An 18929-nucleotide genomic window follows, 5' to 3' on the forward strand; every position below is an offset into this window, starting at 1 on the left:
CATGGCTCCGGCGGCGCCTGAAGAGCCCGGTGGGGCACAAATCGACCCGGTTTCATCCTCAAATCGGAATGGGCAGTTGCCGGACTGCTGTGAAGGGTGGTCATCCTCGACAATCGGGGTCGAGATCGTTAGACGAGCCCGGCGGAACTTTCTCGAGCCAGCGGCCCTGCCCGGAAACCATGACCAAGCCAGCGCGATACGACCGGATCGCCTTCGTCGCCAGCCCGAGCAGCGAGGCGCAAGCCGCCTTCGGCCAGCTCACCAGGGACTTCGGCAATTGCGATCCGAAGGACGCCGACATCGTGGTCGCACTCGGCGGCGACGGGCTCATGCTCCAGACGCTGCATCAGCACATGCATACGGGCAAGCCGATCTACGGCATGCACCGCGGCACCGTCGGCTTCCTGATGAACGAGTACTCGACGGTCGATCTTCGAGCCCGCCTCGAGGCGGCGCAGGAATCAGAAATCCACCCCCTCCTGATGCGCGCGACCGACGCCAACGACCGCGTCCACCTGCATCACGCCATCAACGAGGTCGCCCTTTTCCGGCAGACCTACCAGGCCGCGCGCCTGCGGATCCTGATCGACGAGCGCGAGCGCATGTCCGAGCTGATCGCCGACGGCATCATGGTGGCAACGCCGGCTGGCTCGACCGCCTACAATCTGTCCGCCCAGGGACCGATCCTGCCGATCAATGCCGCGCTGCTGGCGCTGACGCCGATCAGCGCCTTCCGCCCACGGCGCTGGCGCGGCGCGCTGCTGCCGAACACGGCTTATGTCGTGATTGAGGTGCTGGAGGGCGACAAGCGCCCCGTGGCGGCGGTCGCCGACCACGACGAGGTGCGCGATGTTCGCCGCGTCGAGGTGCTCTCCGACAAGACCATCTCGATGCGCATGCTGTTCGACCCCGGTCATAGCCTGGAAGAGCGCATTCTGCGCGAACAGTTCGGCTCCTGAGCCGCCCGCCGGACTGCCGATCGCAACCCTTCATTAACCCCCGGCGAGATATGGTTAACGAAAGTTGACCACTTCGGCCCGGGCTCCATGTTCCGCATCGATTTCAACAAGCTGCGTTTCCTCGTCTGCGACGACAATCCGCACATGCGCCGCATCCTGCGCACGCTGCTGCATTCGTTTGGCGCGCGTGAAGTCTACGAGGCCGAGGACGGGGCCACGGCGCTGGAAATGTACAGCCATTACGTGCCAGACATCGTCATCACCGACTGGGCGATGCCGATCTTCGACGGGCTCGAGCTGGCGCAGATGATCCGGCAGCCGGAATCCAAGGGCAATCCCTACGCGCCGATCATCATGCTGACCGGTCATTCCGAGAAGCGCCGCGTCACGGTGGCGCGCGATGCCGGCGTCACCGAATTCCTGGCCAAGCCGATCTCGGCCAAGGGGCTCTACCAGCGCATCCTCAACGTGGTCGCCAGTCCCCGCCCCTTCATCAAGACCAAGACCTATTTCGGCCCGGACCGCCGCCGCAACATCAACTCAGCCTATATGGGCCCCGAGCGCCGCGTCGGTGAAAAGCACGAGGTGCTGCAGCAGCCCTCGCTGCTCGACAAGGCCCGCTCCTCCATCTAGCGCAACGTCTCTCACGATCGAGGCCGATATCATGGCGAAGAACAGCGCAAGAGACATCGAGATCACGGCCTTCGCCACGCATCAAATCATCACGCAGCCCAACCCGCTGCGGTCGGTCCTGCGCCGCGTCGAAGACAAAGGCATGGACGATCCGATCGGCCGCGCCGAACAGGCGCTCGCGGGCCTTGCCGGCGAGTTCAAGGACTGGATGGCGACCGAGATCAACCGGCTGTCGGCCGCCTACGTCGCCATCCGGCACGACGGCTTCAGCAAGGACAGGCGCGACGAGTTGTTTCGCGCCGCGCACGACATCAAGGGCGATGCCGCGACTTTCGGCTATCCGGCGGCGGCGGGCGTAGCCGAGAGCCTGTGCCGCGTCATCGAACACGCGCCCGATCTCGAAAAGGTACCGGCCGAGCTGTTCACGCACCACATCAACGCCATCCTTGCCATCGTGCACGAGAACACCAAGCTCGACAGCATCAGCGTCTCCGCCGAACTCAGCCGGCGCCTGCGCAAGGTCGCCGACGACTATCTCGCCGACGCCAACCGCGATCGCCCCGAGCATCTCGAGGTGATCCTGGCACCGAGCATCGCGCCGGCGGGGTAGCGTCGCCGTTCGCGAGGTGTTGTAGGGTGGGCAAAGCGAAGCGTTGCCCACCAATCGACATGAATTGTGCGGAGAGACGGTGGGCACGGCGCAATGCGCCTTTGCCCCGCCCTACAGCGTCTCGTTACGCAGCAATCAGATCGTCATACACCGGATCAACCGTCTCCTCCGCGACCAGCTCGTCGCAGAACAGCCTTGCCTCTTCGCGCGCGGATTCGGTGGCGAAGCGGCGCAACAGGACCATCAGCGGCTCGGTCGCGCCGCGGTCGGTCTCGCAATGAGTGAGTACGCGCTCGACCATGCGGCGGCGCAGCCTCGCTGCATTGTCGTCGCTGTCGACGAAGCCTTGCTCGTGGCAGGCATCGAGCGCGACCTGGAAGGCTGCAAACGTCGCCTCGGGAAGCCCGGCGCGGCGGAGCAGCGCGTGCAGGCTGTTGCCGCCGCGATCGTGCAGCAGCGCGGACACGCGCGCCAGCGGCAGCTCGGCGAGCTCAGCCAGCGCCGCATCGAACAGGTCGAGATTGTTCGACAGCAGCGCGCGCAGAATGAGACCCGCGGTGAGCTGGCCGGTGATGCGCAGGTGCCGAACAAGCCCTTCCATGTCTTCGCCGCGGGAGCGCGCCGCAATGTTCATGGTGGAGCGGTCGCGCGCCTCGGTCGCGATGCGCTCGGCGCGGTCGGCACTCAGCCAGTTCCGGGCCACGACGAATTGAGCCAGCGTCTCTGAGAGTTTGGCCACCAGCGCGGCGCGCGTGGCAGACGGCAGATCCTCCAGCACCAGCATCGCCTCGCGGATCGCGGCAAGATGGCCGTGACGCTCGACGATGCGATCCCAGGAGAACGGCGCAAGCTCTGCATGAGGATTTTCGATCAGCTCGAGCGCTGCCGCCGCGCAGCCGACTTCGGCAATGGCGGCGCAGACCGATACCGGCAGCGCGATGCGGCGCGCGACCGCGCACTGCACCTCGTCGTTGCCGGTCGCGACGATGTCGACGAGATCGGCGTCGATCAGCAGCGGAGAATGTTCGAGCACGGGCAGCGCGACGGTCGGCTGGTCCGCCGACAGCGCCCGCACGATCGACGCCGGCGCTTCGGTACTGCGCGCGAACGCCTCGGCCATCGCCTGCCGCACCAGCGGCGAGGGATCGTCGAGCAGCATCAGAAGCGCGCCTTCAGCGGCAATACGGTCGTCATGGGAAAGGTCTGAGATCAACCAGGCCCGGGCCAGTGCCCGCGTCGCCTCGGCCCGCTCGCCGGCGGGCGCCGTCCTGATCCAATTGATGAACTGCCGAACGATCATGGTGCTTCCGGCTTACGCAACGAAGACGAAGCGGTGACGGCTTGTCACCTGCAACACAAAATAAACCACGACGCTTAACAAAGCGTTCACCATAACTGGCTGGTTTTATTGACGTTTTGTTAAGGGAACAAAGGCGGCCGGTTCACGTCTGGCGCTGCGCAGCAGCGTTCACGCTGCGACGTGTCCGAGATACGGGAGTGCGTATTAGCTTGAGAACGTGCCGCTGCGATCGCTGAAGAGATCAAGCGGCTGGGGCGGCCGGACGTCGGGCGTTGCCGATGGGACCGAGGTCGCGGGTGCGACCGAGGTGAGCGAGGCATTGTTGCCCCACAATTTCTGCACGGTCGTCGAGACCGGCTGGGTGGTGTCGCCGGGCTGATAGATCGAGCGAAACACCGGCGTGATTGGCGCATTGTCCGCGATCGTCGTTGGCGCTGTCGCGCTGACCGGCATCACCGCGCGTGTGTTCGGAAAGGTCTGGAGATACGCGGCATTGTCGATCAGCGGCGCGGCAGGCTGTACGCCGTTGGCGCTCGCGACCTGCGTGGTCGACGGCGTGCCGCCATACATCGCCATCGCGCTGCGGGTGGTTTTCGAATTTGCCGCGCCGGCGTAGCGTGCATCCAGCACGGAATAGACCTCGGAGATGCTGCGCGCGCGGCCGTCCTTGGCGTAGAAGATCGAGCGATTGGCGGACGCCGCGTTAGGAAACAACCGCGCGCCAACCGCTTGCGGATTGTCCTCGGCATTGGCGATCAGTTTCGCGGCGCCGCCGACGCCCATGAAATGCGCCATGTAGAGTTCGCTGTCGGACGGCCTGCGGCCGAGCAGGCCGGTGAGCTTGAAGCTGTTCGACTGCGTCAGCGCAGCCGCCATGCTGGAGGCGGCCTCCGGATCGTCGCGCAGCTTCATGATCGACCGCTTCATCGCGGGATCATCGACGGTGTAGGTGCCCGACGACGTCCTGGTGATGGCGTCCGAATAGTTGCCATAGCCGAGCTGGGTGCCCGCTTCCTTCACCGTGCCAAGCCAGGTCTGGTCGATGAACTGGTAGAGCCCGTGCGCGGATGACGTAGTCGCCCCCGCCGTGGGATCGAAATCCGATTCCATCTTGGCGGTGGTCAGCATGTACTGGAAGCTGACGCCACCTACGTTCGAGGCCTGCTTGATCGCACTGGCGACGCGTGCCCGCGACGGATCAAGGACCGCCGCCTGTGAGACACTGGAATTGTCGACCGACATGATGAAGTGCCCGCCCGCATGGCGTTGAGGCGCGCCGGCAATTCGACGCCCTGTCGTCTCACCGTGGGACAGATATGGTTAATGCGGGGTAAATTCGGGCCGCCAGCGCCGCCCTCCGCATGACGGCAGGACTACTTCTTGTACACCGCGTCCGGATCGAACAGCCTGTCCGCATCGACAAAGACGAGCCTGGCGCCGCCGTCTTCGGCCTCGACCTTGCGGTAGAAGCAGGACCGGCGGCCGGTGTGACACGCAGCGCCGATCTGCTCGACGCGCAGCCAGACCGCATCCTGATCGCAATCGGTGCGGATCTCGAGCACGCGCTGGGTCTGACCTGAGGTCTCACCTTTTCGCCACAAGGCATTGCGCGAGCGGCTGAAGTACCAGGCTTCGCCGGTCGCGATGGTCTTGCGCAGCGCCTCGTCATTCATGTGCGCGACCATCAGCACGTCGCCGGTGGCAAATTCGGTCGCGACGACCGTGACGAGCCCGGCCGCATCGAATCTCGGAAGGAAGGCGAGACCTTCCTCGGTTTCATGGGAGTGAGCGGACACAACGCCCTCGCCGGTCTATTCGCGAGGTCAGCGCTGCAGGCCTCGCACCAGGGACAGAAAACGAGCCTGTTCCGCCGGATTGTCGCGGAACATGCCGGTGAAGCGGCTGGTGAAGGTGGAGGCACCATGCTTGGCGACGCCGCGCACCGACATGCAGGTATGCTCGGCCTCGATCAGCACGGCAACGCCGCGCGGCTTGAGGATCTCGTCGATCGCCGCCGCGATCTGCGCGGTCATGTGCTCCTGGGTCTGGAGCCGGCGGGCGAAGATGTCGGTGAGGCGCGCAAGCTTCGACAGGCCGACCACGCGTTCCACCGGCGTATAGGCGATGTGCGCCTTGCCGTAGAACGGCATCATGTGATGCTCGCATTGCGAGGTGAACTCGATGTCACGCACAAGGACGAAGTCGTCATAGCCGGCGGTCTCGCCGAAGGTGCGATCGAGCACCTCGGCCGGACACTGGTGGTAGCCCTGATAGAGTTCGTCGAAAGCCTCGACCACGCGGCGCGGCGTGTCGAGCAGTCCCTCGCGGTTGGTATTCTCGCCGATATAGGCGAGCAGTGTCTTCACCGCCTGCTCGGCCTCGGCGCGCGCCGGGCGCGGCTGGTCGGCGCGGACGGCGGCGGCGAGGAATTCGGAAGGATCGAGCTCCGCCGGACGGCTCTCGGGCTGCCGATCGGAGGGCTTGTTGGGGCGGATGGATTTGATGGTAGCGTCCATGTCGACTCCGTTCGACGGCCTTGCGGCCGGAGTGTCACCGGCAGACGGGGCGGCGAACCGCCGGACGCCTGAGCGAACAGTTTCTGCGAAAAGTCTGCAAGCCGTAACGCCGGCAGCAGGGTTCTGGATCACACCACTGCCGCAGCGCTGGACTGTTTTTCCACCAGTTCCGACCCTATATAAGGCCGTGGACGGCGCACGCCAAGGCCGGTCCTGCTGGACTCCATCACATGCTGAACGACATTTATAACAAGCGGATCATCGAACTGGCCGGGAATATTCCGCGGCTCGGGCGGTTGCCGGATCCCGATGCCACCGCCACCGCCCATTCCAAGCTGTGCGGCTCGACCGTCAAGGTCGACCTCAAGATGGAGGGCGAGAAGGTCACTGACTTCGCCCATGACGTGAAGGCCTGCGCGCTGGGACAAGCTTCTTCCTCCATCATGGCAAGTCAGATCGTCGGATCGACTGCGAGCGAACTCCGTGAGTTACGCGAAACTGTTAGCAAGATGCTGAAGGAGAACGGCGCGCCTCCTGAAGGCAAATGGGAAGAGATCAAGTTCCTCGAGCCGGTCCGCGACTACAAGGCGCGCCACGCCTCGACACTCCTGACCTTCGATGCCGTGGTCGATGCCATCGGCCAGATCGAAGCGAAGGCGAAGCAGCCGGCTGCGGCGCAAGGCTGATTCCGGAGGCTGATCCCGGGCTCGTCGCAGGGCCCGGAAATAGATCAGAGATTCGAGGCTACTTCTGCGACGCCGCAACCGGCGTGGCCACGCCGCCCGTCGGCACCAGGGCTTCCGCCGTCTTGGTCGACTTCGCAGCCTGCTCCGGTTCCGCACCGAACCTCGCCTGGGTCTTTGGTGCAAGCTCCGCCATTGCCGGCGCGGAGATGTCGACATGCGGCAGCACATCGGCCACGAGATCCGTCGTCACGAGATTGGTGAGCTTGAGCTCGCCTGCATCAAGCTGGTGCAAATCTTCCCAGGGCGGGACGCTAAGCGCGAGCGACAGCAGATCGCCGGCACCGCCCATGTCGAACGTGTATTTGGCAAGCCGGCCGATGTCGCGCTCCACGATCATCAGGTCCTGCGCGCTGTAGCTCGCCGCCTTGGCATCGTCGGCGCGATCGCCCATCCAGATCTGATGAACCCGGACATGGGCCGCGTCCGGCACGTAGCGCTTCTTGCCGGCCAACAGCAGGAACACGCACATGGATTCGCAATAGGCCTCCGGCGCGACTGCAGGACGGGCCGACTGCCCGCCGCGGTTCTGAACGCTAATGCCGACCGTGGTCAGAAGTCCGAGATTGCGGAAGCGCCGGCCGAGCGTGATCGCGTCGTTGACGGAACCCCCGCTGGAATCCAGCACCACGGTGGCGCCGCCGAGCTGGCGCCCGCGGGAAAACTCTTCGAAGTCCCGGGGCGTATCGGCGGTGATGATGCCGACTGCACTGACCCAACCGCGGCAATTCGGCTCGCAGGCGACCCAATTGAACTTCATCGGCAGCTTGCGCTCTTCGAGGGCAGCACCGGCCCGGGCAGACGACCCGAGCATCGCGACGGCACCAGCCAGCACGACTCCACAAGCGGCGATTCCTACCAGCAACCAGCCGCGAAGATTGAGCGCCTTCAGAAGTTTCAAACTGGTCCCTTCCCCAAGTCCCAAGCCTTAGCCCAAGCCTTACGGCGAGCCGACTCAGCCAAGCCCCGTTCTGACGTTCCAATGAGTCTCACATGGGCGTCACAAAAATGGTATCCGGGGGAATACAGCTCGTCCATAGGCATTTGCTGCACTGCTCCCAAAAAGCACGCAAAATGTGACGTACAAACAACAGCTTACAGTTCCCTGCACCGGAACCGCGCAAAACCTCGCTCACGATCTCAGCAAAGCGCCCATGAAGCAATCAGCCTGCGAGCACTGTTCCAATCCCGTCGCGGGCGCGCTCCGGCTTCCACGCAGATTCGGCCGCGCGCTGATCTGGCTCTACCGCCACACGCTCTCGCCGCTGGTTGGCTACAATTGCCGGCACCTGCCGACCTGCTCGGCCTATGGCGACGAGGCAATCGAACGGTTCGGGCTGTGGGCCGGCGGCTGGATGACGCTCGCGCGCCTGCTCCGTTGCAACCCTTTCGGCACCTCGGGCATCGACAACGTGCCCCTCACCGCACCACAGGGCGCGCGCTGGTACTTGCCCTGGCGCTACGGCCGCTGGCGCGGCGTCAACGCATCCTGAGCATGATGCGGCGCCTCAGGCGTCGCTACCTTGAGTGGAACCGAAACTCTCTCCTCGCGTTACTGTGATGCTCCCGCGGGAGGAAACAACAATGCGCTGGAAAATCAGCCCTCATTTTCACGTCAGACTTGGACCGGATTCCCGGGGTGGTTCGCGAGGCCACGATCCCAGAACCCTCGACATGCTCGCCATCATCGCCCTGCTGCTGCTCGTGGTCGGTTCCGGCTGGTATCTGGAGACGAGTCTTGCCACGCCGCCTAGCACAACGGCGTTCATCGTGCCGAGCCAGAGCGTGCACTGGTAATTAGCGGGACCAGAAAAAGCGTCCGGGTGGCGGCGGGACCGGCTCAGGCGGACGTGGCCGCTTCGGACGCAGCGGTTTCGGCGACGGCTCGGCGGACGAGGTGGTCTCGGCCCCCGGCGCCGTCTCGCTTCCCGGCACCTTCACCGCCAGCAGCAAGTTCGACTCGTGCATCCGCCAGCGGTAGCCGACGCCGAAATCGATCGGCTGGGCGCGCGTGAACAGCGCGGCGTAGCGTTCCTGGTAGCGGCCGGGAAATTCGCCAATCGGTCCGAGATAGCGGCCGAACGGGAAGAACCGCCATTGCCGCGAATTGTAGCTCGAAAGCGGAATGCCGGAATCGTCCTGGACGATGGTCGCGCTGTTGGCGAGCAACCAGTCGCGCGCCACGGTGAAATTGCCGGAGTGCAGCAGATAGGACGCACTCTTGATCAGGCTGTTGCCGGGTCCGAGCGTCTCGCAGAACTTCAGGAATCCTGCCGCGCGTGCACCTGAATTGGAGAGATCGGTCGAGAAATAATACAGCGTGCGCGCCTCGCCGTCGGGGCCCGCAAAGGTGATGCGGGCGCCGCGCGTCGCGTTCGGTCCTGGATTGTCGTTGCCGACATGCACGCCGCCCTTGTCGTCGAGTGCGACCATCTCGACATTGCGGATGATCTTGCCGGAGCGGACGAGGAAGACGTAGAGGATCGGCAAGGTGCCGTTGACCTGGTTGGTGTGCAGGTCGACCTTCATTTGCTTGGTGATGAAGAAGGAAAAACTCAGGATCGAGCCGAGCGAGCGCTCGACATTATAGAGCGCGGCGCCGACCGAACTGCGCGGCAATCGCGTCAGGTCAGCCACTGCACCGACCGGCTCCAGCGCGCCAAGCACGTAAGTGCTGGCCTTGGGATAGAAGGCGTTGGCGTAGAGGAAGTCGGGGCCGCTGAACCAATAAAACATGGTCGGCCTGGGCGCCGCCAAATTGACGTCGGCCCAGTTGCGGATCTTCGCGAGCTGGCGCTCCTCGAGCTGGGCGAAGGCACTGTCGAAGAATCTCGCGTGGCGTTGCCAACCCGAGTCCTTTGTGAGCGGCACCAGCGGCGAATCCGCCGAAGGCTGCATGCCCGCGAGGAAGCGCGCGGTGTCGTCGAAGGTTGCCTCGGCAGCACGTGCGGACGAGACGGCCGCAGCCAGCAAGGCGAGAGCCACGGCCGCAATTCTCATGGGTCGAAACATGTCTATTCGCGATTGTGTGACGTGCCAGCGGCGACCGGCCGCCTGCGGAAAACAGCATAAATCAACAGGCCCGAGACCATGACGAGCATCCCCGATAGCGATTGCACAGGCCGCTCAGTCAATAAATAGTACATCATCAACGCGGTCACGAGCAGGAACACGAGCGGCGTGAACGGGTATCCCCAGGCACGATAGGGCCGCGGCAAATCGGGATCCGTGATGCGCAGCTTGATGACGCCGGCGACCGTGAAGAACGAGCAGAACAGCAGCGCGAACTGGATGAAGTCGAGCACGGCCTCGAAGCTGCGCGTGAACAGCAGCAAATTGGCGACGGCGAGCTGAAACAGGATGGCATAGGCCGGCGCGCCGCGCACCGATCTCCGCGAGAACACGCGCAGCGCCGGAATATCCTCCCCCATCGTCATCATCACGCGCGGGCCGATCCACATCATCGCGCTGATCGAGGAGATCAGGCCGAAACAGATCATCGCGCCGACGATCCGGCCGCCGAGATTGCCGAAGATCGCGCTGCCGGCAACGCTGGCAACGTCGAGCTGTCCCGCGAGCGCGCTGACCGGCGTGGAATGCAGAAACACCGCATTCAGCGCGACGTACAGCACGAGCACGATCAGCGTGCCCGCGAGCAGCGCACGCGGCAGGTCCCGCTGCGGCATGTTCATCTCGCCGATGATGTAGGTCGCGGCATTCCAGCCCGAGAACGAATACATCACGAATACGAGCCCGATCGCGAAAGGCGCGCTGACGATATGCACGAGATCACCCGCCTGCGGCGTGAAGGCGATCGGCTGCGGCACGCCGACGATGAAGCCGGCGACCAGGAAGGCAACGATCAGCAGGACCTTCAGGATGGTCGAGATCAACTGGAACGTCGAGGAATGCCTGACCCCGGTCAGTTGCACGAGCGAGACCAGCCACACCACGGCGATGGCAAGCGGGATCGGCGGCACATCGGGGACCACCGATTTGGCGTATTCGCCGAAGGCCATCGCGGCGAGCGCGACGGGTGCTGCAAAGCCAACCGTCGCCGACACCCAGCCGGCGAGAAAGCCGAAGGCGGGATGATAGGCTCGGCCGAGGAAATTGTATTCGCCGCTCGAGCGCGGAAACATCGCGCCGAGCTCGCTGTAGGAGAATACCCCGCATAGCGCGACGATCCCGCCGACCGTCCAAAGCAAGAGAATCGAGAAGCCCGAGGGAATGTCCTTGACCTGGAAGCCGAGGCTGGTGAAGACGCCGACCCCGATCATGTCGGCCACGACGATGGCGGTTGCGACCAGAACGGAGACCCCGGACCCGCTTCCGGTGAGCCGGCCGGTCCAGGGTGCAGTACCCGCATCTGATGCCGTCATCGCCGTCCTCAACCTCAGGCGTCACGCCTCGTGGGAAGCAGTGCAGCTCGGTCCAGTCAATTCAAGCAGGGTTAACAAGGGTTAAATGAGGCGGGGCCATATCGGTACTGCAGCACCATCAATGCACGAACGGGCAATAAAGCGTCGTAAACACCGGGACATCCCGTCTCCCTCCCCCACAATCACGACACGATTGCGTGGTCCCTTTGAGCGTTCCGGATGTGGGGAAGTTTCTCCGGACACTTAACGTCGCCTAAACGCCCATCGGCTCAATTGCCTTAATGATTGCCGATGGACTTGTGGTCATGACTTGGGGTCATGGGTGAATGGTCGGGGCCGTTCCGAAACCGAGAGCTGACATCCGCGCCGACCGGACCACGTCCGGCGCACGCGGTCGTGCGCTTCGGACCGCTCTGATCTCAGCCTTGGTGCCGTTGTCGCTGACGCTGGTTCAATGCGGCAAGGCACCCAATCCGGCAGCACTCGCGGCGAACTCGCAGGCCAACGCCCAAGGCAACGTCCCAGCCAACGTCCAGGTCGTCGCGAAGACAAACCAGCTCGCAAGCAGCGACACGTTCGAGGATCGCTTCCCGGCCCCCCAGTTCAGGGAGCGCTTCCCATCCGCGAGCGAGGGTTTTCTGCAACGGCAGATGTCGGACTTCTCACCCAAGCGCGCCGTGCAGCCGGAGCAGGCGCCTTACAAGGTTGCTTCGCTCGCGCCGCAGGCCCCCTACCAGCGTCCGCCACGCGAGGACCTGACGACGCTCGTCAGCATGAAATCGTCAGCCTTCCCCTATTTCGGCAACAACCCTGCCTCCGACGCGCCATTCCTCAACATCTCCAAGGGCGACCGCCGCGGCCACCGCAGCTATTCCGGGCGCGTGTTCTGGCAGGACGAGACTTACAACGATAACCGCGTCCTGATGCACGTGCCCGAACATTTCGACGTGCGGAAGCCAGGCGTGATCGTGGTGTTCTTCCACGGCAATCGCGCGACGCTGGAGCGCGACGTGCGCGACCGCCAGCTGGTGCCGCAACAGATCACTGATTCCGGCGCCAACGCCATCCTGCTCGCACCGCAGATGGCGGTCGATGCCGCCGATTCCAGCGCAGGAAAATTCTGGCAGGCTGGCGGCCTCAAGCGCTTCATCGACGAGTCGGCGAACCATCTCGCCCGCCTCACCGGCGATCCCAACAGCGCCCGCGCCTTCGCCAACATGCCGATCGTGATCGTCGGCTACAGCGGCGGCTTCCTGCCGACGGCCTGGAGCCTCGAGGTTGGTGGCATCAGTGACCGTGTCCGCGGCGTCGTGTTGCTCGACGCCGTCTATGGCGAGATGGACAAGTTCGCCTCATGGATCGAGAGCCACCGCTCCGGCTTCTTCGTCAGCTCCTACACCCGCTACACCGCACGGCGCGACCGCGAACTGATGAGCACGCTGCGGCAGAAAGGCATAACCGTCTTCGAAGACATGGACGGCCCCTTGCGTCCGGGCAGCGTGGTGTTCGTCGAAACCGGGGACGGCATCACGCATCGTGACTATGTGACGCGAGCGTGGACGCGGGACCCGCTCAAGGACGTCCTGGTGAAGATGTCGGCAACGCCATCACTCGCGCTCACGCGCGTGGCCTCCACCAATCCATCCCCGTCGAGCCGGTAAGCCCGCGATATTGCGCCGTCGGTATTTTGGCTAGGTGGGCCTGTAACTGTCGCAGGCCCTGATCTGCCTCAGGTCTTTGGCAGCTTCGGAATGCTTTCGGCAAAGCCGTTGAAGCAGGCCAGCCGCTCGTCCTCTTCCTTGAAGAAACGGCAATCGGCGTAGCCCTTGGCCTTGGCCGGCTTCGGCTTTGGCGTCGGCGGGATCACGGCGTCGTAGCAATTGAGCCGGTCCTTGGTGCCGTCATCGAGCTCCAGGCAAGCCTGCAGCCGCGCCGCGATGGATTGTGGCTTGCCCTTCGGCGCGGCAGCCGGCTTGGCCGCAGCCTCCTTGGTGCCCGCCTTGGTCCCTTTGGGCTTGACCTGCACCAACGGCTTGTCCCCGATCATTGGTGGCTTGTCGGCTTGCGCGAAAGCGGAAGCTGAATAGAGCACCGCGGCAATCGCCAGAATCATCCTCATCTCAGTCAACCCTCTTTGGTCCCCATGACCGGCCTTCTAGCCTCCCGGCGCGCGGTTTGCCAAGCACCTTGCGCACACAGGCACGCTTCCGTTCAGGCCGGGGCGGCTGTTGCCGGCCGGGGCCGGGTCAGGACGACCAGGATCAGCGCCACCACCACCAAACCGACTGCGACGAAGCCGAGCGTATGCAGGAGCTCGCGGGCGAACAGCAGTCCGCCGACGGCAGAGCCGACCGCCTGGCCGATATAAAGGACGGAGGTGTTGAGTGCGACGGTCGCCGATGCCAGCGACGGTGCGGCCGAGACCAGCCGCACCTGCTGCATCGAATTGGTCGAGGCAAAACCGAGGCCCCAGATCGCGACCGCACCCGCCATCAACGCGAGCGTGCCGGCGCCGAGTGCCCAGCCCGTGATTCCTGCAAGCAGCAGGCAGGTGAACAGCAGCGAGGTGTGATAGGGTCCCGAGGTGTCGACGATGCGGGTCGCGATGACAACGCCGAGGAAGCCGCAGACGCCATAGAGAGCGAACACCAGGCCGATCGCATTGGGCCCTGCGCCGGTCAGCTTGTTGAGCAGCGGCCCCATGAAGGTGAACACCACGAACTGCCCGGACATCTGCAACATCGTGATCGCAAGCAGAAGCAGGATCGTTCTGTTGCGACCGACCGCGCTCCAGGTGTTGAGATCCACCGGCGTCCCCTTCAAGCCCCCCGGCAGCCGCATCAGCAACAGCAAGAAGCTGACGCAACCGAGCGCGCCGATTCCGCCATAAGCCGCGCGCCAGCCATAGCGGCTGGCGATGAAGGTGATCAGCGGCAGGCCGACGGCGGCAGCGAGCGACCAGCCGAGGAAGATGTAGGCAATCGTGCTGCCGCGACGCTCCACCGGCACGATCAACGCCGCCGTACCGGCGGCCTGCGGCGTGTAAAGCGCGCCGACCGCGAGCATCACCAGGCGGATGACGAGGAGGCTCGCATAGTCGGGCGCAAAGGCCGAGGCCAGATTGCCAAAAGCGAGCACCGCCAGCGTCGTGGTGAGTAACGCCCGGCGCTCGATCCGGCTGGTGAGCCAGGCCGTCAGCGGCGAGCCGATGCAGAGGATGACAGCCCCGAAGGTGATCAGGAGCGCAGCCGCATGGATGCTGACGTCGAGCCCCGTCGCCAATTCCGGCAGCATGCCCGCCGGCGCCAGTACTGAGCAGCCGGTGACGAGATTGCCGAGCATCAGGGCGGTTGGCGCGAAACGGCCGGCGCGTGCATTTTCCATGCAAACGCATGTAGAGCCGCCTTGCGACCAGTTAAAGGGCGTTGCCCGGAATAGTTCGTGCAGCGCCTCCGCTTTTGCGCGCCGGTTTCTTGGAAATGCCGGATTGCGCAGGCCGACTCGCCTGATATATCGCTCGTTCCCGCTTACCTGCGCTCGTTCGCAGGAGTGAGCCTCAGGAGACATGCCATGACCGACCAGCCCAAGGACCCATCCAAGGACCAATCCAAGTCCGAGCAGCCCAAATCCGAATCCGGCTTCCAGTACAGCCTCAGCAATTTGAGACCCGTGACCCCACCGGAAAAAATCACCCTCACCTTCCCCGACGGCGCCCGGCGCGAATACGCCAAGAGCATCACCGGCCTCGAACTCGCCAAGGGAATTTCGCCGTCGCTGGCCAAGCGTACGGTCGCGATGGCGCTCGACGGCGTGGTCTCCGACCTCGACGATCCCATCGAAGCCGATGCCAGGATCGAGCTGATCAACCGGGACGATCCGCGCGCGCTCGAGCTGATCCGCCATGACTGCGCCCACGTGCTGGCCGAAGCCGTGCAGACGCTGTGGCCGGGCACGCAGGTCACCATCGGCCCCGTGATCGAGAACGGCTTCTATTACGATTTCTTCCGCAACGAGCCGTTCACGCCGGAAGACTTTGCCGCGATCGAGAAGAAGATGCGCGAGCTCATCGCGCGCGACAAGCCTTTTACGAAGGAGGTTTGGGATCGCGAAAAGACCAAACAGGTGTTCCGCGACAAGGGCGAGGCGTTCAAGGTCGAGCTGGTCGATGCCATTCCCGGCAACGAGCCGATCAAGATCTATTACCAGGGCGACTGGTTCGATCTCTGCCGCGGCCCGCACATGACATCGACCGGTAAGATCGGCAACGCCTTCAAGCTGATGAAGGTGGCCGGCGCCTATTGGCGCGGCGACAGCAACAACCCGATGCTGACCCGCATCTACGGCACGGCATTCGCCAAGCAGGAGGACCTCGACGCTTATCTGAAGCAGATCGAGGAAGCGGAAAAGCGCGACCATCGCAAGCTCGGGCGCGAGCTCGACCTCTTCCATTTCCAGGAGGAAGGTCCGGGCGTCGTGTTCTGGCACGCCAAGGGCTGGACCATCTTCCAGCAGCTGATCGCCTATATGCGACGCCGCCTGGCCGGTGACTATAGCGAGGTCAACGCCCCCCAGATCCTCGACAAGTCGCTGTGGGAGACCTCCGGCCATTGGGGCTGGTACCGCGAGAACATGTTCGCGGCGCAGTCGGCCGGCGAGGAGGCCGAAGACAAGCGCTGGTTCGCGCTGAAGCCGATGAACTGCCCAGGCCACGTGCAGATCTTCAAGCATGGCCTGAAGAGCTACCGCGACCTGCCGCTGCGGCTCGCCGAGTTCGGCGTGGTGCACCGCTACGAGCCGTCCGGCGCGATGCACGGATTGATGCGCGTGCGCGGCTTCACCCAGGATGACGCGCACATCTTCTGCATGGAGGATCAGCTCGCCGACGAGTGCCTGAAGATCAACGAGCTGATCCTGTCGACCTATGCCGATTTCGGCTTCACCGGCGATCTCACTGTGAAGCTGTCGACCCGGCCGGAGAAACGCGTCGGCACCGACGCGATGTGGGATCACGCCGAGCGCGTGATGGCGACGGTGCTGCGCGAGATCCAGTCGCAGAACAATCACATCAAGACCGAGATCAATCCGGGCGAAGGCGCCTTCTACGGACCGAAGTTCGAATATGTGCTGCGCGACGCCATCGGCCGCGACTGGCAGTGCGGCACCACGCAGGTCGACTTCAACCTGCCGGAACGGTTCGGTGCGTTCTACATCGACCACGACAGCGGCAAGAAGCCGCCGGTCATGGTGCACCGCGCGATCTGCGGTTCGATGGAGCGTTTCATCGGCATCCTGATCGAGCACTATGCCGGCAACTTCCCGCTCTGGCTGTCGCCGGTGCAGGTGGTGGTCACCACCATCACGTCGGAAGCCGACGAGTATGCCAAGCAGGTGCTGGAGCAGGTCCGGCGTGCGGGACTTCGAGCCGAGATCGACCTGCGCAACGAAAAGATCAACTACAAGGTCCGCGAGCATTCGCTCGCCAAGATTCCGGCACTGCTCGTGGTCGGCAAGAAAGAGGCCGAGACGCAGTCGGTCTCGATCCGCCGGCTCGGCAGCGACGGGCAGAACGTGATGCCGACAGTGGAGGCGCTTGCCGCTCTCGTCGACGAAGCGACCCCGCCGGATGTGAAGCGGGCGCGCGGCGCGGCCTGACATCTGAAATCGGTCTAAACTCGCTTTCGGTTGCGGGCGTGCATGCTTATCTCGGCATAGCACGCCCGACGACCAGCCGAAGAGGAAACCGCAGTGCCCGACGCCATCGAACTCCTGAAGACCCGCCGCTCGGTCAAGCCGCGCGAGATGTCCGGACCTGGCCCCTCCCCGGCCGAGCTCGAGACGATCCTCACCATCGGTGCGCGCGTGCCCGACCATGGCAAGCTCGCGCCCTGGCGCTTCATCATCTTCGAGGGCGATGCGCGCCAGCGCGCCGGCGAGGTGATCGCGAAGGTGTTTGCCCGGAAGAATCCCGGCGCGCCGGCGGCCGACGTCGAGACCGAGCGCAAACGCCTCACGGATGCGCCGCTGGTGATCGGCATCGTCAGCTTCACCAAACCGCACCCGAAGGTGCCGGCCTTCGAGCAGGAATTGTCGGCCGGGGCCAGCGTTATGAACATCGTCACGGCCGCGGCGGCGCTCGGCTACGGCGCCTGCTGGCTGACCGGCTGGTTCGCGTTCGATCGCGACGTGCTGGATGACCTCGGCCTCAAGCCGGACGAGAAGCTCGCGGGCTTCGTCCATATCGGCAAGCCGACCAGGCCGAGCGAAGACCGTCCGCGACCGGTCCTTTCTGAAATCGTGACGCGATTTTAATCGAAGGCGTGTTGACGCCTTCGACGTCTTGCGGCTTTGATCCCGGTGAGGGAGGAAGCCCGGATGAAGCGTCGTGAATTTCTGGTCGGAGCCGCGCTGCTGGCCGGCACGATGGCGCGAAGCCGCGCCGCCGACGTCCCCGCGCCGTCGTCCGACGGGCTCGACCGTATCACAGCGTATTTCGACAACGAGGTGACGAATGGCCGGCTGCCCGGCGCCGTGGTGCTGGTCCAGCAGCACGGCAAGCCGGTCTATCTGAAGACTATTGGCGTGCGCGACACCAGGACCGGTCTCGCGATGACGCCCGATACGATCTTCGCCATCCACTCGATGACCAAGCCGATCACCTGCCTTGGCGCGATGATGCTGATCGACGAGGGCAAGCTCGCGCTCACCGACCCCGTGTCGAAATACGTTCCCCTCTTCGCCGACACCAAGGTGGGCCTCGAGGTCACCAATCCCGACGGCACGTTGCACCTGGATCTCGTGGCCCCGGTCCGTCCCGTCAACATCGAGGATCTGCTGCGGCACACCTCGGGCATCAGCTACGACTACATCGGCGGCAAATGGGTCGAGCAGGCCTACAAGGCCGCCAATATCTTCGAAGGTCAATTCAACAACAGGGAATTCGCCGAACGCATCGCAAGGCTGCCGCTGGCACGGCAACCGGGAACGCTGTGGCGCTACGGTCATTCCACTGACGTCCTCGGCAGCGTCATCGAGATCATCTCGGGCCAGACGCTGTACGAATTCCTCAAGCAGCGCATCTTCGATCCGCTCGGCATGAGCAGCACCAAGTTCGCGCTGGCGACCGAGGACGAGCTTGCGCGGATGGCGCGGCCGCTGCCGAACGACAACATCCTGCTCGCCGCCGAGCGCGAGCGCCTCGATCACCCCGAATGGCAGTCCGGCGGCGGCGGGCTGCTCTCGACCATCACCGACTACCAGCGATTCGCGCAGATGCTGCTCAATGGCGGCGAGTTCGACGGCAAGCGCTATCTGAGCCCCGCTGCCTTCAAGGCCATGACGACCGATCACGTCGGGCCGGGCTCGGGCGTCGGACGCGATTACTTCTATTTTCCGGGCGACGGCTTCGGCTATGGCTATGGCCTCGCGGTGCGGACCGATCCCGGCAACGCCAAACCGCCGCCGCCGGGCTCGCTCGGCGAGTTGAAATGGGACAGTGGCAGCGGCACCTATTTCGGCGTCGATCCCAAGCTCGACATGGTCTACCTGCTGATGCAGCAGACCCAGAACGAGCGCAGCCGCATCACGCCGGCCTTCAAGGCGCTGGTCTACGACTGCTATCCGTCCGAGTTACGCCGTCCGTGAATCTCGCTCGCCGAAATCGGCGAGCAGCTTTGCGATCTCGGCGGCGTATACTCCCATCATCCTCGTCATTGCGAGCGCAGCGAAGCAATCCGGACTGCCCACGCGGAAAGACTCTGGATTGGTTCGCTGCGCTCGCAATGACGGA

The 18929-nt window shown here is 64.3% G+C and carries 19 protein-coding genes; 10 read left to right on the forward strand and 9 right to left on the reverse strand.

What is annotated here, in order from left to right; translation table 11 throughout:
• Positions 1-179 precede the first annotated feature (179 nt).
• From IVB42_RS11565 to IVB42_RS11575, 3 genes are all read left to right on the forward strand, one after another.
• Complete coding sequence (locus IVB42_RS11565; RefSeq protein ID WP_085351151.1) at positions 180-959, forward strand: NAD kinase; 780 nt, start codon at positions 180-182, stop codon at positions 957-959.
• An 87-nt stretch (positions 960-1046) separates the two neighbouring features.
• Positions 1047-1592 (forward strand): response regulator, encoded by a 546-nt coding sequence (locus tag IVB42_RS11570; RefSeq protein WP_007611745.1) that lies wholly within the window; start codon positions 1047-1049, stop codon positions 1590-1592.
• Positions 1593-1623: 31 nt separating this feature from the next.
• Positions 1624-2202, forward strand: a complete 579-nt coding sequence (locus tag IVB42_RS11575; protein WP_247361991.1) for an Hpt domain-containing protein — start codon at positions 1624-1626, stop codon at positions 2200-2202.
• A gap of 124 nt (positions 2203-2326) precedes the next feature.
• Here the strand turns inward: IVB42_RS11575 and IVB42_RS11580 are convergent, their stop codons facing one another.
• The 4 genes from IVB42_RS11580 to folE form a co-directional block, all read right to left on the reverse strand.
• Positions 2327-3502, reverse strand: a complete 1176-nt coding sequence (locus tag IVB42_RS11580; protein WP_247361988.1) for a DUF2336 domain-containing protein — start codon at positions 3500-3502, stop codon at positions 2327-2329.
• Positions 3503-3706: 204 nt separating this feature from the next.
• Positions 3707-4744 (reverse strand): lytic transglycosylase domain-containing protein, encoded by a 1038-nt coding sequence (locus IVB42_RS11585; RefSeq protein WP_247335680.1) that lies wholly within the window; start codon positions 4742-4744, stop codon positions 3707-3709.
• A 131-nt stretch (positions 4745-4875) separates the two neighbouring features.
• Positions 4876-5298, reverse strand: a complete 423-nt coding sequence (hisI, locus tag IVB42_RS11590) for a phosphoribosyl-AMP cyclohydrolase (protein ID WP_085351148.1) — start codon at positions 5296-5298, stop codon at positions 4876-4878.
• A gap of 27 nt (positions 5299-5325) precedes the next feature.
• The gene (gene folE, locus IVB42_RS11595; protein WP_007602630.1) at positions 5326-6018 is read right to left on the reverse strand and encodes a GTP cyclohydrolase I FolE; all 693 of its coding nucleotides are present in this window, start codon (positions 6016-6018) and stop codon (positions 5326-5328) included.
• Positions 6019-6248: 230 nt separating this feature from the next.
• Between folE and IVB42_RS11600 the strand changes: the two genes are divergently transcribed.
• Positions 6249-6704 carry an iron-sulfur cluster assembly scaffold protein gene (locus IVB42_RS11600; RefSeq protein WP_247470189.1) on the forward strand — a complete coding sequence of 152 codons (456 nt, stop codon included), beginning with the start codon at positions 6249-6251 and terminating at the stop codon, positions 6702-6704.
• Between the two features lie 58 nt (positions 6705-6762).
• Here IVB42_RS11600 and IVB42_RS11605 read toward each other — a convergent pair whose 3' ends face one another.
• Positions 6763-7662, reverse strand: coding sequence for a hypothetical protein (locus IVB42_RS11605; protein ID WP_247361986.1), 900 nt, complete (start codon positions 7660-7662; stop codon positions 6763-6765).
• Between the two features lie 253 nt (positions 7663-7915).
• Between IVB42_RS11605 and yidD the strand changes: the two genes are divergently transcribed.
• Together yidD and IVB42_RS11615 are read left to right on the forward strand one after the other, a co-directional pair.
• On the forward strand, positions 7916-8254 hold the full coding sequence (gene yidD / locus IVB42_RS11610; RefSeq protein ID WP_247470190.1) for a membrane protein insertion efficiency factor YidD: 339 nt from the start codon (positions 7916-7918) through the stop codon (positions 8252-8254).
• 91 nt (positions 8255-8345) lie between these two features.
• On the forward strand, positions 8346-8558 hold the full coding sequence (locus IVB42_RS11615; protein WP_026232939.1) for a hypothetical protein: 213 nt from the start codon (positions 8346-8348) through the stop codon (positions 8556-8558).
• Here IVB42_RS11615 and IVB42_RS11620 read toward each other — a convergent pair whose 3' ends face one another.
• Both IVB42_RS11620 and IVB42_RS11625 read right to left on the reverse strand, forming a co-directional pair.
• Complete coding sequence (locus IVB42_RS11620) at positions 8559-9773, reverse strand: hypothetical protein (protein ID WP_247371675.1); 1215 nt, start codon at positions 9771-9773, stop codon at positions 8559-8561.
• Between the two features lie 2 nt (positions 9774-9775).
• Entirely contained in the window at positions 9776-11143 is a 1368-nt protein-coding gene (locus IVB42_RS11625; RefSeq protein WP_247470192.1) for an amino acid permease, read from the reverse strand.
• A 326-nt stretch (positions 11144-11469) separates the two neighbouring features.
• Between IVB42_RS11625 and IVB42_RS11630 the strand changes: the two genes are divergently transcribed.
• Complete coding sequence (locus IVB42_RS11630) at positions 11470-12804, forward strand: alpha/beta hydrolase (RefSeq protein ID WP_247470194.1); 1335 nt, start codon at positions 11470-11472, stop codon at positions 12802-12804.
• A gap of 68 nt (positions 12805-12872) precedes the next feature.
• Here the strand turns inward: IVB42_RS11630 and IVB42_RS11635 are convergent, their stop codons facing one another.
• Together IVB42_RS11635 and IVB42_RS11640 are read right to left on the reverse strand one after the other, a co-directional pair.
• The gene (locus IVB42_RS11635) at positions 12873-13262 is read right to left on the reverse strand and encodes a hypothetical protein (RefSeq protein WP_247470195.1); all 390 of its coding nucleotides are present in this window, start codon (positions 13260-13262) and stop codon (positions 12873-12875) included.
• A gap of 92 nt (positions 13263-13354) precedes the next feature.
• Positions 13355-14527, reverse strand: coding sequence for an MFS transporter (locus IVB42_RS11640; protein ID WP_247470196.1), 1173 nt, complete (start codon positions 14525-14527; stop codon positions 13355-13357).
• 186 nt (positions 14528-14713) lie between these two features.
• Between IVB42_RS11640 and thrS the strand changes: the two genes are divergently transcribed.
• The 3 genes from thrS to IVB42_RS11655 all read left to right on the forward strand — a co-directional run bounded on the left by thrS (position 14714) and on the right by IVB42_RS11655 (position 18784).
• Positions 14714-16795: a threonine--tRNA ligase gene (gene thrS, locus IVB42_RS11645; RefSeq protein ID WP_247470197.1), complete on the forward strand. Its 2082-nt coding sequence runs from the start codon at positions 14714-14716 to the stop codon at positions 16793-16795.
• A gap of 93 nt (positions 16796-16888) precedes the next feature.
• On the forward strand, positions 16889-17452 hold the full coding sequence (locus tag IVB42_RS11650; protein WP_247470198.1) for a nitroreductase: 564 nt from the start codon (positions 16889-16891) through the stop codon (positions 17450-17452).
• A gap of 63 nt (positions 17453-17515) precedes the next feature.
• Positions 17516-18784 carry a serine hydrolase domain-containing protein gene (locus tag IVB42_RS11655; RefSeq protein WP_085351139.1) on the forward strand — a complete coding sequence of 423 codons (1269 nt, stop codon included), beginning with the start codon at positions 17516-17518 and terminating at the stop codon, positions 18782-18784.
• The last annotated feature ends 145 nt before the right edge of the window (positions 18785-18929 follow it).

The organism is Bradyrhizobium sp. 45, from assembly GCF_023073155.1.
Classification (GTDB): domain Bacteria; phylum Pseudomonadota; class Alphaproteobacteria; order Rhizobiales; family Xanthobacteraceae; genus Bradyrhizobium; species Bradyrhizobium canariense_D.

Coding starts and splice junctions, on each gene's coding strand:
- IVB42_RS11565 (WP_085351151.1), top strand. CDS start 180: ATGACCAAGCCAGCGCGATACGACCGGATCGCCTTCGTCGCCAGCCCG.
- IVB42_RS11570 (WP_007611745.1), top strand. CDS start 1,047: ATGTTCCGCATCGATTTCAACAAGCTGCGTTTCCTCGTCTGCGACGAC.
- IVB42_RS11575 (WP_247361991.1), top strand. CDS start 1,624: ATGGCGAAGAACAGCGCAAGAGACATCGAGATCACGGCCTTCGCCACG.
- IVB42_RS11580 (WP_247361988.1), bottom strand. CDS start 3,502: ATGATCGTTCGGCAGTTCATCAATTGGATCAGGACGGCGCCCGCCGGC.
- IVB42_RS11585 (WP_247335680.1), bottom strand. CDS start 4,744: ATGTCGGTCGACAATTCCAGTGTCTCACAGGCGGCGGTCCTTGATCCG.
- folE (WP_007602630.1), bottom strand. CDS start 6,018: ATGGACGCTACCATCAAATCCATCCGCCCCAACAAGCCCTCCGATCGG.
- IVB42_RS11600 (WP_247470189.1), top strand. CDS start 6,249: ATGCTGAACGACATTTATAACAAGCGGATCATCGAACTGGCCGGGAAT.
- yidD (WP_247470190.1), top strand. CDS start 7,916: ATGAAGCAATCAGCCTGCGAGCACTGTTCCAATCCCGTCGCGGGCGCG.
- IVB42_RS11615 (WP_026232939.1), top strand. CDS start 8,346: ATGCGCTGGAAAATCAGCCCTCATTTTCACGTCAGACTTGGACCGGAT.
- IVB42_RS11620 (WP_247371675.1), bottom strand. CDS start 9,773: ATGTTTCGACCCATGAGAATTGCGGCCGTGGCTCTCGCCTTGCTGGCT.
- IVB42_RS11625 (WP_247470192.1), bottom strand. CDS start 11,143: ATGACGGCATCAGATGCGGGTACTGCACCCTGGACCGGCCGGCTCACC.
- IVB42_RS11630 (WP_247470194.1), top strand. CDS start 11,470: ATGGTCGGGGCCGTTCCGAAACCGAGAGCTGACATCCGCGCCGACCGG.
- IVB42_RS11635 (WP_247470195.1), bottom strand. CDS start 13,262: ATGAGGATGATTCTGGCGATTGCCGCGGTGCTCTATTCAGCTTCCGCT.
- IVB42_RS11640 (WP_247470196.1), bottom strand. CDS start 14,527: ATGGAAAATGCACGCGCCGGCCGTTTCGCGCCAACCGCCCTGATGCTC.
- thrS (WP_247470197.1), top strand. CDS start 14,714: ATGACCGACCAGCCCAAGGACCCATCCAAGGACCAATCCAAGTCCGAG.
- IVB42_RS11655 (WP_085351139.1), top strand. CDS start 17,516: ATGAAGCGTCGTGAATTTCTGGTCGGAGCCGCGCTGCTGGCCGGCACG.